The 16,815-nt window shown below is 68.5% G+C and carries 15 protein-coding genes; 13 read left to right on the forward strand and 2 right to left on the reverse strand.

The annotated features are described in order from the left end of the window. The first annotated feature begins 43 nt into the window (after nt 1-43). From NM2_RS06450 to holA, 12 genes are all read left to right on the forward strand, one after another. Nucleotides 44-946, forward strand: coding sequence for an AAA family ATPase (locus NM2_RS06450; protein WP_174575609.1), 903 nt, complete (start codon nt 44-46; stop codon nt 944-946). Beyond that, on the forward strand, nt 946-2,400 hold the full coding sequence (locus NM2_RS06455; protein ID WP_067665233.1) for a vWA domain-containing protein: 1,455 nt from the start codon (nt 946-948) through the stop codon (nt 2,398-2,400). The genes NM2_RS06450 and NM2_RS06455 overlap by 1 nt, the downstream gene beginning before the upstream one ends. A gap of 63 nt (nt 2,401-2,463) precedes the next feature. Beyond that, nucleotides 2,464-4,455: a hypothetical protein gene (locus NM2_RS06460; RefSeq protein ID WP_067665236.1), complete on the forward strand. Its 1,992-nt coding sequence runs from the start codon at nt 2,464-2,466 to the stop codon at nt 4,453-4,455. Beyond that, nucleotides 4,452-4,637, forward strand: coding sequence for a hypothetical protein (locus tag NM2_RS06465; protein ID WP_067665239.1), 186 nt, complete (start codon nt 4,452-4,454; stop codon nt 4,635-4,637). The genes NM2_RS06460 and NM2_RS06465 overlap by 4 nt, the downstream gene beginning before the upstream one ends. 84 nt (nt 4,638-4,721) lie before the next feature. Then, nucleotides 4,722-5,366: a nicotinate-nucleotide adenylyltransferase gene (gene nadD / locus NM2_RS06470; RefSeq protein ID WP_084530538.1), complete on the forward strand. Its 645-nt coding sequence runs from the start codon at nt 4,722-4,724 to the stop codon at nt 5,364-5,366. Further along, nucleotides 5,366-5,758 (forward strand): ribosome silencing factor, encoded by a 393-nt coding sequence (gene rsfS, locus NM2_RS06475; RefSeq protein ID WP_067665245.1) that lies wholly within the window; start codon nt 5,366-5,368, stop codon nt 5,756-5,758. Before nadD ends, rsfS begins: the two co-directional genes overlap by 1 nt. A 73-nt stretch (nt 5,759-5,831) precedes the next feature. Beyond that, complete coding sequence (locus tag NM2_RS06480) at nt 5,832-6,491, forward strand: histidine phosphatase family protein (protein WP_067665248.1); 660 nt, start codon at nt 5,832-5,834, stop codon at nt 6,489-6,491. A 991-nt stretch (nt 6,492-7,482) separates the two neighbouring features. Further along, complete coding sequence (gene octT, locus NM2_RS06485) at nt 7,483-8,229, forward strand: diglucosylglycerate octanoyltransferase (RefSeq protein WP_439956844.1); 747 nt, start codon at nt 7,483-7,485, stop codon at nt 8,227-8,229. A 28-nt stretch (nt 8,230-8,257) separates the two neighbouring features. Next, the gene (locus NM2_RS06490; protein WP_067665251.1) at nt 8,258-9,100 is read left to right on the forward strand and encodes a DegV family protein; all 843 of its coding nucleotides are present in this window, start codon (nt 8,258-8,260) and stop codon (nt 9,098-9,100) included. A gap of 467 nt (nt 9,101-9,567) precedes the next feature. After that, complete coding sequence (locus NM2_RS06495; RefSeq protein WP_067665254.1) at nt 9,568-10,509, forward strand: ComEA family DNA-binding protein; 942 nt, start codon at nt 9,568-9,570, stop codon at nt 10,507-10,509. Continuing rightward, complete coding sequence (locus NM2_RS06500; RefSeq protein WP_245717873.1) at nt 10,506-12,110, forward strand: ComEC/Rec2 family competence protein; 1,605 nt, start codon at nt 10,506-10,508, stop codon at nt 12,108-12,110. Before NM2_RS06495 ends, NM2_RS06500 begins: the two co-directional genes overlap by 4 nt. A gap of 164 nt (nt 12,111-12,274) precedes the next feature. Further along, complete coding sequence (holA, locus tag NM2_RS06505) at nt 12,275-13,246, forward strand: DNA polymerase III subunit delta (protein WP_245717874.1); 972 nt, start codon at nt 12,275-12,277, stop codon at nt 13,244-13,246. A 402-nt stretch (nt 13,247-13,648) separates the two neighbouring features. On the opposite strand, the gene rpsT is transcribed toward holA, so the two are convergent. Both rpsT and NM2_RS06515 read right to left on the reverse strand, forming a co-directional pair. Then, nucleotides 13,649-13,912, reverse strand: coding sequence for a 30S ribosomal protein S20 (gene rpsT / locus NM2_RS06510; RefSeq protein ID WP_067665260.1), 264 nt, complete (start codon nt 13,910-13,912; stop codon nt 13,649-13,651). A gap of 196 nt (nt 13,913-14,108) precedes the next feature. Beyond that, nucleotides 14,109-14,678, reverse strand: a complete 570-nt coding sequence (locus tag NM2_RS06515) for a type II toxin-antitoxin system PemK/MazF family toxin (protein WP_067665263.1) — start codon at nt 14,676-14,678, stop codon at nt 14,109-14,111. 154 nt (nt 14,679-14,832) lie between these two features. Here NM2_RS06515 and lepA point away from each other — a divergent pair, with 154 nt between their 5' ends. Next, entirely contained in the window at nt 14,833-16,692 is a 1,860-nt protein-coding gene (lepA, locus tag NM2_RS06520; RefSeq protein WP_439956843.1) for a translation elongation factor 4, read from the forward strand. Nucleotides 16,693-16,815: the final 123 nt, after the last annotated feature.

Here is a 16,815-nt window from a genome sequence, read left to right on the forward strand (position 1 = left end):
CACAACAGTTGCGAGCGGCGGCTAGGGTAACCACGGAGGACCGGTGGCAGAGGTAACCGAAACAGTGCACGAGCCGATCTTCGCGTCGGTCGAGGATGTCCTCACCCGGCTCGCCACGACCGGCTACCTGTCGGACAAGGCGACCGCGACCTCGGTCTTCCTCGCCGATCGTCTGGGCAAACCGCTGCTCATCGAGGGCCCCGCGGGTGTCGGCAAGACCGAGCTGGCCCGCTCGGTCGCACAGGTCGCGGGCGCGGAGCTGGTGCGGTTGCAGTGCTACGAGGGCATCGACGAGGCCCGGGCGCTGTACGAGTGGAATCACGCCAAGCAGATCCTGCGCATCCAGGCCGGGACGGCCGACTCCGGCGTAGCCGAGAACAGTTGGGCGGAAACGAAATCCGACGTGTTCAGCGAGGAGTTCCTGCTGTCGCGTCCGCTGCTGACCGCGATCCGGCGCAGCGAACCCACGGTGCTGCTGATCGACGAGGCGGACAAGGCCGACGTCGAGATCGAGGGCCTGATGCTGGAAGTGCTCAGCGATTTCGCGGTCACCGTCCCGGAACTGGGCACCATCACCGCCACCCGCCTCCCCTTCGCGGTGCTGACCTCCAACGCCACCCGCGAGTTGTCCGAGGCGCTCAAACGCCGCTGCCTGTACCTGCACATCGATTTCCCGGACGAGGAACTCGAACGTCGCATCCTCGCGAGCCGAGTGCCCGAACTGAAGCCCGCGGTCGCGGCGCAACTGGTGCGGATCGTGCACGTGCTGCGCGGTATGCAGCTCAAGAAGTTGCCCTCGGTGGCGGAGTCGATCGACTGGGGCCGCACGCTGCTGGCCCTGGGCCTGAAAGATCTGGACGACAGGTCGGTGCGCGCGACCCTCGGCGTCGTGCTCAAACATCACAGCGATCACCAGCGTGCGCTGTCCGAGCTGAAGCTGGCCTGATGTTCGGCGGCAGAGCCCGGACGCCCGGGTCGGCCGAGTCGCCGGCCGACCTCCCGGACGCCGCGCCGCACGGCCTGTCCGGACATCTGGTCGGATTCGTGGAGGCGTTGCGCGCCAGGGGAATTCCGGTCGGCCCCTCGGAGACGGTGGACGCCGGACAGGTCATCGCGGTGCTGGATCTGATGGACCGCGAGATGTTGCGCGAGGGCCTGGCCTGCGCGCTGCTGCGCCGAACCACTCAGCGCGCCACCTTCGACGGCCTGTTCGACCTGTGGTTCCCGGCCGCGCTGGGCGAGCGCACCGGCGCGGACGAGGTGGAGATCCCGCGTCGGCCCGACGGCGAGGTCGACATCCTCGAACTGCGAAAGATGTTGGCCGAGTTGCTCGTCGCGGATCCCTCCGCCGAGCGGACGCAGCAATTGCAGCAACTCGCCGCGCAGATGGTCGAGCAGATGGGGCAGTACCGGTCGGCCAACGGCCCGTCGTTCTCCGCGTATCAGACGCTCAAGGATGTCCAGCCCGAACTCCTGGTGAGCAAATTGCTCGCGGGATTGGCTGCGGGAGTGGACGATTCGGATTTCGGCTCGGAGATCGCGCGGCGCGCTGCGCGGGCGCGGGTCAAGGAGTTCCGCGGCACCGTCGAGGCCGAGACCCGGCGTCGGGTGGCCGAGCGGATCGGCCGCGAGCGCGTCGCCACCTACGGTGTGCAGCGGCAGGCCGAGGACGCGGATTTCCTGCGCATCTCCGAGAACGAACTGGCCGAACTGCGGCGCAGCAGTCAACGGCTGGCCCGGGTGCTGGCCTCCCGGCTGGCCGCGCGCCGCCGCCGGGCCCGGCGCGGGGAGATCGATCTGCGCAAGACGTTGCGCCGGTCCATGTCCACCGGCGGGGTGCCGATCGACCTCGTCTCGCGCAAGCCGCGCCCCGGACGCCCGGATCTGGTTCTGCTGTGCGATATCTCGGGCTCGGTGGCCGGGTTCTCCAGCTTCACCATGCTGCTGGTGAACGCGTTGCGCGAACAGTTCTCCCGGGTGCGGATCTTCGCGTTCGTGGATCGCGCCGACGAGGTGACGCACCTGTTCGACCAGGTGACGCCGCTGGATCAGGTGACCAGGCGGATCTTCAGCGAGACGAAGGTGGTCGGCATCGAGGGGCACTCCGATTACGGCGCTGCCTTGGACGGATTCGCCGAGCAGTGGCCCGACGCGGTCACCAGTCGTACCTCGCTGCTGATCCTCGGCGACGCGCGCACCAACTATCGCGATCCGGCCCTCGATACCCTCCGCCGTCTCGCCGATACCGCCAAACACGCGTACTGGCTGAATCCCGAGGCGGAAAAGGTATGGGGCACAGGCGATTCCGCGGCTCGCCGGTACGCGGAGATCGTCGAGATGTACGAATGCCGGTCGGCCCGGCAGCTGACCGCCGTCGTCGGGGGACTGCTGCCGATCTGAGTGGCGGGGTGACCATTAGCTTTTATTAAGCGCATCCCATGGGTGGGTCGCGATCATCCATCCATGGATTCGGCGGAGATCAGGCACGCGCTCGCCCGTGCCCGCACGGTACCCGAGGGCCGTGATCGCACCCGGCGCCTGGAAACCCTCGCCGCGACCGCGCGCGGCGGTGCCGATCGTGCCGCGGAGGCGGAGGTGCTGCTCGAGCTGGTGCAGGCGTATACCTACGCGGGAGAACGGGATCTGGCACCCATCGCGATCGTCCGGCTGCTGCGGGTCTTCGACGAGCATCCCGATGCCACCGCGGAGCTGTCGCGTTCGGTGCACTGGTACATGAAGTGGATGACCAGCGACCTGATCGACAATCCGGCCGTCCCGCTGGGAATCGTCCGGCGCTGGTTCGACGAACTCGACAACCGCTATCGCGCGGCGGGATACAGTCCGCGCCCGGTGCTGAAGCTGCGTTCGATCCTGGCCCGGGACCTCGGTGACCACCAGGAGGCCGCGCGGCTGCGCGCCCTCGCGCTGGACGCGCCGCGCGACGAGATGACCGATTGTGAAGCGTGCGAGGGCAATTGGGCCGGGTCACTGTCGGTGTCCATGGGCGAGGACGCCGATGCGCTGCGCCGGTGGGCCCCGGTCCTGGACGGCAGACGACGGTGCGCGCACGAGCCGCACCGGGTCCGCGCGCACGCCCTGCTGCCGCTGGTGCGCACCGGCGGTTTCGATTCGGCCCGCGCCGCGCACCTGACCGGGTATCCGCTGGTCGAAGGCATTGCTGGACTGCGTCACGCGGTGGCCCAGCACATCGAGTTCTGCGCGCTGACCGGTAACGAGGCACGCGGGGTGGACATCGCGACCGAGCACGCCGACTGGCTGACCGACAGCGGCGCGGATGCCAATCTGCGACTGGAATTCCTCACCGGCGTCGGCGTGCTGCTGCGGCGGCTGGTGGCACTCGGACGCGGTGACGTGCGGGTCGGCGAGAGCGCCGCCGCGGCTCTGCTGGAGACGCTCACCGCGGAGATCGAGGGGCTGTGCGCCCGGTACGACGCTCGCAACGGAACCGGTTCGGTCGGCGCGGTCGTTCGCGCCCGCCTGGACCGCGCGCCGCTGGTGGATCATCTGCCGCTGGGAATTCGTACCAGGGCCGAGGTTCGCCCGCCGATCCGTCTCGCCCCGCCGGTCACAGCGTCCGCGCGACGGCCCGAAGCCGAGCAGCTCGCCGAATGGGCCGTCGCCCGCCTGTCGGTGGATCCCGCCGGCGCCGAGCAGCGCCTTCGCCGGGCGCTCGAGGCGGGTGCGTCGGTGTTGCCCGCAGAACAGCTGGCCCGGTTGAGTTCGCTTCTGGTGACCGCGATCTCGGGACAGCGCGGTCGCGAATCCGCCCTGGCCGACGCGGCGTTGGTCGCGGCCTGGCGGTGGGAGCCGTTGTCGGCGGCCGACGCCCTGCATCACACGTTGGTCGCGGCCCGCGCCTATCACCGGGCAGACCGTCACGGGGAGGCTGTCGCGCTGTTCGAGCAGCCGCTGTCACTGGAGTCCGATTCGTCCGGACAATCCTCGCCCGACACCTCGATTCCATATCCGCCGACCGAGATCGCGCTGATCCGAAGGCAATTCGGGGAATCGCTCAACGCACTGAACCGATACCGCGACGCCGCGGCGCAATTCGCCGAGGCCCTCCGGCTGATCGAGAACGATCCGCAGCAGCGCGAGCTGACCGCGGAACTGGTCCACGCCGAGGCCGCGGCCCTGTCGGTGTGCGGCCGCGACGCCGACGCCCTCGCCGGCTATCTGCGGGCCGGGGATCTGTTCGCGGCCCTCGGGCGCATCGGTCCTCGCGCACGCAGCGTGCGGGCGGCGGCGTGGTTGCAGTTCTGGGGCGCGGAATCGATCGCGGCGTCCCCGCGAGTCGGATTGGCGACCATGCGGACTCTGCTGGAAGATCTGGAACGGCTCGCACGGACCGCGTCCGCATCGGAGGTGCGCGGTGAACTCCTGCACACCCGCCGACAGCTCGACACGATGCGAGAGGAGGCGAACGCGATATGACCCGCGCGGTGTCCCGGGCGGTTCTGGTCCTGGTGGTCCTCGCGGTGATCGCCGCATGCCTGTGGGCCGGATCCGGATCGTCCTCCTGCACCGCGACCCAGACAGGGCATCAGCACCGCACGTCCGTGGTCCGGGTGGAACGCTGCGCCGCGGCGGGATTCCGGTCGCTGGTGCACCACTGAGCGCCGCGACATCCGCGCGCTGCGGGCCCGCGACGGGCGGGGAGTGACACGCCGGGGAAACGCCGCCCAGTAAGCTCGGCAGTCGTGCGAGAAACAGGCCGGCGCAAACTGGGCGTGATGGGCGGAACCTTCGATCCCGTCCACCACGGGCACCTGGTCGCTGCCAGCGAGGTCGCCCACCGTTTCGACCTCGACGAGGTGATCTTCGTCCCCACCGGCCAACCCTGGCAGAAGTCCGGTAAACAGGTCAGTCCGGCCGAGGACCGCTATCTCATGACGGTCATCGCGACCGCGTCCAATCCGCGGTTCTCGGTCAGCCGCGCGGACATCGATCGCGGCAAGGTCACCTACACCGTCGACACCCTGCGTGACCTCAAGCAACAGCATCCCGACGCGGAGCTGTACTTCATCACCGGTGCGGACGCACTGTCCAGCATCCTCACATGGCAGGATTGGGCCGAACTGTTCGAACTGGCGAAGTTCGTCGGGGTGAGCCGACCGGGGTACGACCTGAACACCGAGCATCTGGAGAAGCATCTGCGGGACAGCCCGCCCGATGCGGTGACCGTGATCGAGATCCCGGCCCTGGCGATCTCCTCGAGCGAGTGCCGTCGCCGTGCCGCCGAGGGGCGTCCGGTGTGGTATCTGGTGCCGGACGGGGTCGTGCAGTACATATCGAAGCGGCATCTGTACGTGCCGGTAGGGAACGGGAAGGTGGGCCGGGCGTAATGACAGCATCCGCCGAAGCGGTGCAGATGGCACAGGTGGCCGCGCGCGCCGCCGACGAGAAGCTGGCCACCGATGTGGTCGTGCTCGACGTGTCCGAACAGTTGGTGATCACGGACTGCTTCGTCATCGCGTCCGCGCCCAACGAGCGGCAGGTCAACGCGATCGTCGACGCCGTCGAGGAGCATCTGCGCCTCGCCGGGCACAAGCCGGTGCGCCGCGAGGGCACCCGCGAGGGCCGCTGGGTGCTGCTGGATTACGTCGAGGTGGTGGTGCACATCCAGCACAGCGACGAGCGCGATTTCTATGGGCTGGAACGGCTTTGGAAGGATTGTCCGCCGGTGCCGGTCGAGGGGGTCGGCGAGGCCCGGACGGCGGACGGATCGACCGAGTGACGGACGGGTCCGCGGCGGCGTGGCTGAGCACACGTCGTCCGGTGGTCAGCGTCGGAGACGGATACGGATACAGATGACTAAGCACGTCGGCGTTCGCCGGTTGATCCTGTTGCGGCACGGCCAGACCGAATGGAATGCGGCCGACCGCATGCAGGGCCAGTACGACACCGACCTCAGTGAGCTCGGCCGTCGGCAGGCCAAGGACGCGGCCCTCGAGCTGATGGGTGTCGACCCGATCGCGCTGATCTCCTCGGACCTGCGGCGCGCCTATGACACGGCCAGCGCCCTGGCCGAGCACAGCGGTCTGGACGTGGTGCCCGATCCGCGGCTGCGCGAGACCGGTCTCGGCGAATGGGAGGGACTCACCCACATCGAGGTGGACGCACGGTATCCCGGTGCGCGTCAGGAGTGGCGGCTGGATGCGTCGTTCACCCCGCCCGGTGGTGAGAGCAAGCTCGAGGTGGGCGCGCGGGCGCTGCCGGTGGTACGCGAATTGTTCGACGCGCGCGCGGACTGGCCCGGCCGTACCATCATCCTCGTCGCGCACGGCGGATTGATCGCGGCTCTGACCGCCGCGCTGCTCGAACTGCCTGCGGCGAACTGGCCCGTCCTGGGTGGACTGGCGAATACCAGCTGGGTGCAGCTCAGCAGTCACGGTCCGAGCATCGAGCGCCCCGGGTGGCGGCTCGATGTTTGGAACGCGGCGGCGAAGGTAGCACCTGATGTCCTCTGAGAAACCCACCCCGAGCGACCGGGACGATACGACCCGGCAGGTCTCGGACGAATTGCTGCGCAAGGCGTCCGAGGGGCCGGTCCGGCATCTGCCGGACGCGCTGTTCGGCGGGCCCGCACCCGCTCGGCCCGGTGACGCGTCGGCTGGTGCCGACAAGTCCGCGCCGGGCGCCGAGCCCGGCGGGGCCGTCTCCGATGAACTGCTGCGCAAAGCGTCCGAGGGGCCCGTGCGTCATCTGCCGGATCTGCTGTTCGGCGGGCCCGCGCCGGAACCTGCCGCGCGGGAAGAGAACTCGGGCGCGAGCGCGCACCGACGGACCGGATCGGGGACTGCCCCGGGTGATTCCGAGGGAGATACCGGACCGCCCGGGCTATCGGTGAACCCCGAACCTGCTGTGGTCGCCGGTGTTTCCGGCGACCCGGTATTGCATGCCGAGGGTGTCGCGTCCGTGGGCGCGGCCGACCCTGTCACTGCGAATTCCGCTGTTGATCAGGGAGATTCGAGTGCCGGATCGCAGGACAGTGGTGGATCGGCCGATGCCGATGCCGGGATGGCGGCGCTGGATAGGGCCGATGCGGAGCACGATGGTGCCGCGGCGGCTTCACCGGCAAATGTCGTTGCTGCCGAGGATGACTCGGCTGCCGTTGCGGAGGTCGCAGCCGAATCGTTCGAGGCCGGTTCCGGAGCCTCGAGCGAGGTTGTGCACCTCGAACCGGCCATCGCGGTGTCGAAATCCGTTTCGGGTGAGAGTGATTCGGTCGCGGAGGCCGAGGGCGCCGGAGTCGGTCCGGTGGGCGGTGTGGACGGTATCGATGCTTCGGTCGTCGCTGATCTATCGGCCGAGGTTGCCCATCCCGAACCGCTCGTCGCGATGTCGGTTTCGGGCGTTAGTGATTCGATCGCGAACGCTGAGATCGCGGACGCCGGAACGGATTCGGTCGGCGCTGCGGACGATGCAGATGTTTCGGCCGTCGGTGAGAAGGAGTCCGTGGTGGATGCCGGGTCGGGGTCCGACGTGCCGGGAGGATCCGAGCGGCCGGTGCTGCTGGTGATCGCCGACTCGCTGGCGTACTTCGGGCCCAAGGGCGGGCTGCCCGCGGATGATCCGCGTATCTGGCCCAACCTGGTTGCGGCGGAACTGGATTGGGATGTGGAGTTGATCGCGCGGATCGGCTGGACCTGCCGGGATGCCTACTGGGCGCTGATCGGCGATCCGCGGGCCTGGGCCGCGGTGCCGCGAGCGGGTGCGGTGGTCTTCGCGACCGGCGGGATGGATTCGCTGCCCTCGCCGCTGCCTACCGCGCTGCGCGAGCTGATCCGCTATCTGCGGCCACCGGCGGTTCGGCGGCGGGTGCGCGACGGCTACAACTGGTTGCAGCCGCGGCTGTCGAAACTGGGTCGCCCGGTGGCGTTGCCGCCGCATGTGAGCATCGACTATCTCGAGCAGTCCCGTACCTCGCTGGCGCAGTTGCGTCCCGAACTGCCGGTGGTGGCCGTGCTGCCCTCCGTGCACGACTGCGAGGCGTACGGGCGGGTGCACACGGGCCGCGAACCGGCGGTGCGGGCGCTGCGTGAATGGTCCGCGAAAACCGCTGTGCCGCTGGTGGATCTCGGGGAGGCGGTGCGCGACAACGTTTTCCACGGCGAGTCGAATCCCGATGGCATCCATTGGGGTTGGGAGGGGCATACCGCGGTCGCGCGGGCGATGGTGAAGGTGCTCTCGGAGGTGAGTTGCTGACCATGCGGACCGGAAGGCACTGAGGGCGATGCCCGTCGTTGTGGTGACCGACTCCTCCGCGAGCCTGCCCGCCGATCTGGTGGCGGACCTGGGCATTCTCGTGGTGCCGCTGCATGTGCTGGTGGACGGCCGCGAAATTCGCGAGGGCGTGGACGAATGCGCTATCGATTACGCCTCGGCGACGGTGAGCACCTCGGCCGCCTCCCCGGGGGAGCTGCGCGCGGTGTACGAGCGCGCCCTGGCGCTCAGTGACGGCGATGGCGTTGTGGCCGTACACATTTCCCGTCAGCTCTCGGCGACCTGGGAGGCCGGGCGGCAGGCCGTGGACGATATGGATGTGGGCGATCGGGTCCGCCTGGTGGATTCGCTCGGCGCCGGGCTCGGCACGGGCCTGCCGGTCCTTGCCGCCGCGCGCCGCGCACGTGCCGGTGCCACGCTGGACATCGTCTACGATTCGGCGGTCGCCGCGGCCGGTCGAGGCCGGGCGTTCATCATGGTCAACCGGACCGAGCAGTTGCGCCGCGGCGGGCGGCTCAGCAGCGCCGCCGCGTTCTTCGGCACCGAGTTGGTGACCAAACCCCTGCTACAGATGATCGAGGGGCGTCTCGAACTGCGGGAGAAGGCCCGCACCAGATCCAAGGCGTACGCGAAACTCGTTGCCGCAGCGGTGGATGCGGCCGGAGAAGCGGGCGCGGCCATCGCCGTCCAACACCTCGCCGCCCCCGACGCCGCCGACACTCTCGCCGCACAGCTCACCGAACTGATCCCCGACATCCGCGAATTGATCACCGCCGAATTCGGCCCGACCCTGGGAGTACACCTGGGCTCCGGCGCGGTCGGCGTACTGGTGATCCCGGGCGGCTGCGGCTGAGTCCGCCGGCCGTGTCCGAGGGATTGTTCCGTCCGGTCACATCGGTCCGCGATACGGCCACACGATGCGAAAGTTCCGTGTGGTATCGGCGCGCAGCGGTGCTGATCCGATCGTAGGCATCGGTCCGGATAGGCGGCAGACGGCCGGATCGCTGGTACGAGATGCTCGGTTGGTGTTCTCACGGCGCGGCGGAGCTTGTTCACCGGTGCGGCGACCGATGTGAATGTTGTTGTTGTCGAATGTGATTCGATCTCCAGGGCTCTGGACCATGTGAAGTTCGGGGCTGGCTGACGGCCGCGTTGCTGTATGCATCCAGGCAGCAGGGTGTTCTCGGCGATAGCACAGGGGGCTGACAGGTATGGGTCGGTCCGGGTGTGTTGTCCACAGCGGATCGGTTGTCCACAGAGGGGATATCACCGCAGGTCGATGCGATCGGGGTGCGGGTGGCCGGTCCTACGGTGGCTGGCATGGGGCGCGATGACGAGCGGATGCGGGTTCGGGAGCGGTTGGGGGCGCTCGATGGGCAGGTCCCCGGCCGGCGGACGGTGCGCGGGGGCCGGTGGGACTCGGAGGAGGTCGATTTCGAGGAGTCCGAGGGCGACGGCGAAACATCCGGGGGATGGGACGACGAGGTGTCGGGGGTGCCGAATACCCCGCAGTGGCTGAGTGAGCCGGTGGGCAGTGTCTCGCTCTGGCACGAGCGGCTGGTGCCCGAGCGATTCCGCGGGATCCGGCTGCATCCGGGACGACGCGGGGTGCTGGTCCTCGGTGCCGTCGGGGTTGCCGCGGTGCTGGTGGCGGTCGTGGTGACCCAGCGGGAAAGTCCTGTCGCACAGCCGGTTCCGCCTCTTCCGATGGTGCAGACCTCGCCGATGACGAGCGCGTCGGCGGTATCCGGCACGTCGGCCGAGAGCGCCGCGTCCGCGCCACCGCCCAGCCGGCCGGCGGAACTGGTGGTGAGTGTGGTCGGACTGGTCGAACACGTCGGGCTGCTGCACCTCCCGGCGGGCTCCCGGGTCGCCGACGCGGTGGCGATCGCGGTGGCCAGAGAGGGCGCCGATCTGGCTCGCCTGAATCTCGCCCAACGACTTGCCGACGGCGATCAGGTCATCGTCGGTGCGCTTTCCTCGCATCAGGGCACCCCGCAACCGGACAGCGCGGTGATCTCCGGCAGCGATCGTCCCGTCCACACCTCCGGCGCCTCCTCGGCCCCCGCCGCCAAGGTGAACCTCAACACCGCCACCGAATCCGAACTCGACGAACTCCCCGGCGTCGGCCCGGCAACGGCCCGCAGCATCATCGCCTGGCGCACCGAACACGGCCCCTTCACCACCATCGACCAACTCGCCGACATCCCGGGCCTCGGTCCCTCCCGCCTCAGCCGCCTCCGCGACCTGGTTACGCTGTGAAACCGCCCGAGGCTCCCGTCGAAGCGCGCGGGGCGCGGGAGCAGGGGGAGACCGCGGTGGTGCCGCAGGTGCTGGATGCGCGGCTGGTTCCGGCAGCTGTGATGTGTTGGGGGACAACGGTTGTGACAGTTCTGGCGGGGTGGTCTGCGGGGATGCTGTTGGTGGGGGTGCTGGTCGGGGTGGCGATTGTGCTGGGGGTGTGCGCGGTTCGGGTTCGCAGGGCCGAGTGGCGGATGGTTGCCGTGGTGTTGTTGGCGGCTGTGGTTGCGGGGGTGGGGTTCGGGATCGCGGCGGCGTGGCGGGAGTACCGGGTTGCGACGCATCCACTGCGGACGGCGACGGCGGGAACCTATCTGACGGTCACCGTCGTGCCGAGAGATGATCCGAAACCGTTGCCCACCAAGTCTTTCGGTGGTCGACAATGGATGATCGAGGCGGATCTGCGGGAATATCGGCGCGGAGCGATATCGGTGCGTGCGGGTGGTTCGGTGATCGTCCTGGTCGGACAGGCCGGGTGGCCGGGGCTGTTGCCGGGGCAGGTGGTGCGGTTCCGGGCGCGCCTGGATCGGCCGTGGCGGCGGGATCTGACGGTGGCAGTGCTACGGGCGCAGGGGCCGCCGGTAACCATTGAGCGCGCGCCGTGGTGGCAGCGCGCGGCCGGATCGGTACGGGCGCACTTCGCCGCGGCGGCCGCGCGTGCCCTGCCGCCTACGGAGGCGGGACTGTTGCCCGGACTGGTCGACGGTGACGTATCCCGGCTACCCGATCGCGTGCGGGAGGACTTCCAGCTCACGGAACTTTCGCATCTGGTGGCGGTATCAGGCACCAATGTGACGATTGTACTTGCCGCGGTGATGATTTCGATGCGCCTGCTGACCATCGATCCGCGCGTCGGCGCGGTGCTGGCGGCACTGGCCCTCCTCGGTTTCGTCGTGCTGGCACGTCCCTCGCCGTCGGTATTGCGCGCGGCGGTGATGGGTGGTGTGGCCGTGCTCGCGGTGCTGCTCGGTCGGCGCAAGCAGGCGCTGCCCGCGTTGTGCGGCGCGACGATCGGGTTGATCGGGTGGTCTCCGGAGTTGGCCCTGAACATCGGGTTCGCGCTGTCGGTGCTGGCGACGGTCGGCCTGATCGTCCTGGCGCCGCGATGGTCGCGCTGGCTCGAGGAACGCGGCTGGCGGCGCGGTCCGGCCGAAGCCGTCGGCGTCGCCACCGCGGCCTTCCTGCTGACCGCACCGCTGATCGTCGCGCTGACCGGCCATGTCGGCCTGCTCGCCATCGTGGCGAATTTGTTGGTGGAGCCGGTGATCGCGCCGATCACGGTGGTCGGCACGCTCGGCGCGATGCTGTCCTGTGCGTGGCTGCCCGCCGGTGTGCTGGTGTTGCGGCTGACCGGGCCACCCCTGTGGTGGTTGCTGTTCGTCGCCGAACGTGGCGCGTCACTGGGCTTTTCGGTCTCACTGCCGGACGGCCCGCGCGGCGGATTCGCCGCCGCGATACTCGTCGCGGGTCTTCTGGTCCTGTTCCATCGCATCACCCGCCCGGCGGATCCCTCGGGCCCTGGTCCGCCGGACGGAGAATCACAGGAGAGCCGAACTCGGTGACATTCGCCGCGAGACCGCCGCCGTCACCAGTTGTGTCCGTCGGTGCGGTCGGCAGTGCTGTCTCGGCAGGCGGCCCGGTCTTCGGGGCAGCCGGGGGCGAAGGAGGCGAACCGTCGCGGCGGCGAGGTGCGGCGGTGTCGGTGGCCCACCGTAGGATGCGGGGCGTGACCGATCGTCCTGCCTCCGTCCACCTCGTGCTCGGTGAGGAAGAGTTGCTCATCGAGCGCGCGGTCGCCTCGATCGTCTCCGGTGTGCGCGCCGGGGCCCCGGATCCCGAAGCGCTGCCGGTGGATCGGTTGCGCGCGGGTGATGCGAGTACCGCCGAGCTGGCCGAGTTGCTGAGTCCGTCGCTGTTCGCCGAGGACAGGGTGATCGTCCTGGAGTCCGCGGCCGAGGCGGGTAAGGATGCGGTCGCGGTGATCACCGATGCCGCGGCCGAGCCGCCCGAGGGCGTGGTCCTGGTCATTCTGCATTCCGGTGGCGGTCGTGCCAAGGCGCTCGCCCCGGCCCTGCAGAAGTCGGGCGCGGTCACCCACAACTGCGCCAAGATCAGCAAGGCCGGTGAACGAGTCGAGTTCGTGCGCAACGAATTCCGGTCCGCGGGGCTGCGAGTCCAGGCGGAAGTGGTGCAGGCGATGCTGGAGGCGGTCGGCTCGGATCTGCGCGAGCTAGCCGCGGCCTGTTCCCAGCTCGCCGCCGATACCGGCGGCAAGGTCGATATCGACGCGGTGCGCCGCTATTACTCGGGCCGGGCCGAGGTGACCGGATTCGATGTCGCGGATCTGGCCGTCTCCGGGGATCGTCCCGCCGCGATGGAGGCGCTGCGCTGGGCCACCGATCGCGGGGTGCCCGCGGTCCTGCTCGCCGACGCCCTCGCCGATTCGGTGCACACCATCGCCCGGGTCGGCTCGGCCGGTCGCGGCGACCCGTTCAAACTCGCCTCCCAACTCGGCATGCCTCCTTGGAAGGTGAAGAAGGCCCAGGGCCAGGCCCGAGGCTGGACAGCCGCCACCATCGGCTCGGCCCTACAGATCGTCGCCACCCTCAATGCCGACGTCAAGGGCGGTGCGGCCGACACCGACTACGCCCTCGAACACGCCCTGTCCACCATCCTGGACCTGCACGGCGTCGCCTGAGTCCCGCCGCTGCGAATCGGCTCGGCCGGACTGCCGGGCGGTGATCGATCCACGGGCATAGGCCGGACCAGTGGATTGCGCCGCGGTCGACCTCGGTGGTGCCGCACATGGCTCGGTCCCATGGGGAGCGCAGCGAATTTCGTCATTGCCTATTCCGGGGCGGTCACGAACTACGCTCGCACAACAAGTCCGGGGATTCCGTTCGGGTTGATCTCGGCGCGTAGTGACTCGTCCCGAGCGCGAAGTCGCCGATTCGGCCGAGCGGTCTCACACATGGTTGGTCGTCGGTCGATGGTGAATCCTTCACAGGGTACGACAAAAGCCGCCGTGGTCGTCTATTCTCACAGACCCTCTGCCACGGCGGCTGTAAAGCATGTGCGCGGTAGGTGCTACCGCGACGAATCAGCCGATCTTGTTGTAGGCCAGCGCCAGGGCCGACTTCTTGTTGGCGGCCTGGTTGGCGTGGATGACACCCTTGGAGGCGGCCTTGTCCAGGCTGCGGCTCGCGCTCACCAGCAGCTCCTTGGCCTGGTCCTTCTCACCGGCCGAGGCGGCCTCGCGGAACTTGCGGATGGAGGTGCGCAGCGAGGACTTCACCGACTGGTTGCGCAGGCGCGCCGCCTCGTTGGTGCGGATCCGCTTCATCTGGGACTTGATGTTGGCCACGCGTATGATTCCTTGTCGTCTGTGTGGTGTGTTCTGTACTACCGGGAAGTCTCTGGGCGCACTACACCGAAACCGTGATGGGTAGCGCAGCACCGACGATCGAGAGTACCAGTCGGGTGGACTCCGAGTGAAATCGCCCTGGTCGGGCGTTTACTGCGGGCGGAGCTGTACCGAACTCACGGATGCCCGGTCCGGCTCACTGCCAGTGATACTCCCGGCACAGTCGGTGCGCGACCACGTCGAAGGTCCGGCGCGGCAGAATCGCCCCTTCGCGCCGGATGCCCTCCTCGGGGACGTCGAGTACTCGATCCAACCGCACCCAACTCGTCCGGCCCTGGTAATCCCAAGGGCCCGAACCGATCTCGACCCAATGGTGATCCTGCGAACGTTCCGGATTCGAGGAGAGCATCAACCCCAGCAGGGTGTTCCCGGCCCGGCCGACGACCAGCACCGGGCGATCCTTGCCCTCGTTCGGGTCCTCCTCGAACGGCACCCAGGTCCACACGATTTCACCGGGATCGGCCCGTCCGTCCAGGCGCGGGCAGTAGACCACCTGACGGGCCCGCTCGCGCGTCGGCACCGGAACCGACGCCGCCGGTCGCACCGCGACCCCGGGCGGGCGGCGCTTGCCCACCGCGCGATCCCACATCGCGGAGCGCTGCATCCGATCGACCAGTTTGGGAGCCTGCTGCCGGACGATCCGAGGGCCCTGTTCCCGGGCAAGGATTCCCAACTGCCTGCCTAGTGAGCTCCACGTACCGGCCATAGTCCGCGAGCATAACGGCCGATTCCGTCGTTCTCATCCCGCCTGGTCGCGGCGAACCGGCAACGGATCGATACGGCGACGATCCTTGCCGCCGGACCTCGCCGAAAAACTGGTACGGGCCCATGGGATCATGGATGCCGCCTGAATACCCTTCGTGACCAGGAGCCCAGTGCCCAGCTTCGCCGATACCACGTTTACCGATCCGTCGCAAATTCGGAACTTCTGCATCATCGCGCACATCGACCACGGGAAGTCGACCCTGGCCGATCGCATGCTGCAGCTCACCGGAGTTGTCGAGGAGCGGGCGATGCGCGCGCAGTACCTGGACCGGATGGATATCGAGCGCGAGCGCGGTATCACCATCAAGGCCCAGAACGTGCGGCTGCCCTGGTCCGTCGACGGGTCGGACTATGTCCTGCACCTGATCGACACACCCGGCCACGTGGACTTCACCTACGAGGTGTCCCGGGCGCTCGAGGCGTGCGAGGGCGCGATCCTGCTGGTCGACGCAGCGCAGGGCATCGAGGCGCAGACGCTGGCCAATCTCTACCTGGCGCTGGACAAGGATCTGACGGTTATCCCGGTGCTGAACAAGATCGACCTGCCCGCCGCCGATCCGGACCGTTATGCCGCCGAACTCGCCCATATCGTCGGCTGTGAGCCCGAGGATGTGCTGCGGGTGTCCGGTAAGACGGGCGTCGGGGTGACCGAACTGCTGAACGCGGTGATCGAGCAGATCCCGCCGCCGGAGGGTGCGGCGGACGCGCCGGCTCGCGCGATGATCTTCGACTCGGTGTACGACACCTATCGCGGTGTGGTCACCTACGTGCGCGTGGTGGACGGCAAGCTCGTCCCGCGCCAGAAGATCAAGATGATGTCCACGGGTGCGACCCACGAACTGCTCGAGATCGGCATCGTCTCCCCGGAACCCAAGCCGACTCGCGGCCTGGGCGTCGGCGAGGTCGGATATCTCATCACCGGTGTGAAGGACGTGCGGCAGTCGAAGGTCGGCGATACCGTCACCACCGCCCGCGAAGGCGCGTCCGAGGCGCTGGCCGGATATCAGGACCCCCGCCCGATGGTCTACTCGGGCCTGTACCCGGTGGACGGTTCGGACTATCCGAATCTGCGCGACGCGCTGGAGAAATTGCAGCTCAACGACGCCGCGCTGACCTACACCCCGGAAACCTCGGTGGCGCTGGGCTTCGGCTTCCGCTGCGGCTTCCTGGGTCTGCTGCACATGGAGATCACCCGCGAACGCCTGCAACGCGAATTCGATCTGGACCTGATCTCCACCGCGCCGAACGTCGTCTACCGCGTGGTGCTCGAGGACGGCGCCGAACATGTGGTGACCAACCCGTCGTACTGGCCGGAGGGCAAACTGCGGCACGTGTACGAGCCGGTGGTCAAGTGCACGGTCATCGCGCCGAGCGAATTCATCGGTTCGATCATGGAGCTGTGCCAGTCCCGGCGCGGTGAACTCGGCGGTATGGACTATCTGTCCGAGACCCGCGTCGAGATGCGGTACACGCTGCCGATGGCGGAGATCATCTTCGACTTCTTCGACTCGCTCAAATCCCGCACCCGCGGCTACGCGAGTCTGGACTACGAGGAGGCCGGTGAGCAGGAGGCCGATCTGGTGAAGGTCGACATCCTGCTGCAGGGCGAGGCCGTGGACGCCTTCTCCGCGATCGTGCACCGCGACGCGGCGCAGGCCTACGGCCACAAGATGACCACCAAACTGCGCGAACTCATTCCGCGGCAGCAGTTCGAGGTGCCCATCCAGGCAGCCATCGGCTCGAAGGTCATTGCGCGCGAGAACATTCGGGCGATCCGCAAGGACGTGCTGGCCAAGTGCTACGGCGGTGACATCAGCCGCAAGCGCAAGCTGCTGGAGAAACAGAAGGAGGGCAAGAAGCGGATGAAGACGATCGGACGTGTCGACGTTCCGCAAGAGGCCTTCGTCGCGGCGCTGTCGACCGAGGCCTCCTCGGACAAACCGAAGGGGAAATGACCGGCGGATCACCAGAATTCCGCTGGTTACGGCACCCGAAGGTGATGCAGTCGGCGGTTCGGTCCGATTCTGCCGGTCGATCTCGGGGCTTTCGAATCGAATCGCGCACTGGCACGCTGGTGT

The sequence above is a fragment of the Nocardia miyunensis NBRC 108239 genome (assembly GCF_001613065.1).
Taxonomy (GTDB): Bacteria; Actinomycetota; Actinomycetes; order Mycobacteriales; family Mycobacteriaceae; genus Nocardia; species Nocardia miyunensis.

Bases quoted from the DNA above. Each gene is read 5' to 3' on its own strand.
- rsfS (WP_067665245.1), top strand. From the start codon at position 5,366: ATGACAGCATCCGCCGAAGCGGTGCAGATGGCACAGGTGGCCGCGCGC.
- NM2_RS06460 (WP_067665236.1), top strand. From the start codon at position 2,464: ATGGATTCGGCGGAGATCAGGCACGCGCTCGCCCGTGCCCGCACGGTA.
- NM2_RS06490 (WP_067665251.1), top strand. From the start codon at position 8,258: ATGCCCGTCGTTGTGGTGACCGACTCCTCCGCGAGCCTGCCCGCCGAT.
- NM2_RS06515 (WP_067665263.1), bottom strand. From the start codon at position 14,678: ATGGCCGGTACGTGGAGCTCACTAGGCAGGCAGTTGGGAATCCTTGCC.
- NM2_RS06480 (WP_067665248.1), top strand. From the start codon at position 5,832: ATGACTAAGCACGTCGGCGTTCGCCGGTTGATCCTGTTGCGGCACGGC.
- NM2_RS06465 (WP_067665239.1), top strand. From the start codon at position 4,452: ATGACCCGCGCGGTGTCCCGGGCGGTTCTGGTCCTGGTGGTCCTCGCG.
- NM2_RS06455 (WP_067665233.1), top strand. From the start codon at position 946: ATGTTCGGCGGCAGAGCCCGGACGCCCGGGTCGGCCGAGTCGCCGGCC.
- NM2_RS06495 (WP_067665254.1), top strand. From the start codon at position 9,568: ATGGGGCGCGATGACGAGCGGATGCGGGTTCGGGAGCGGTTGGGGGCG.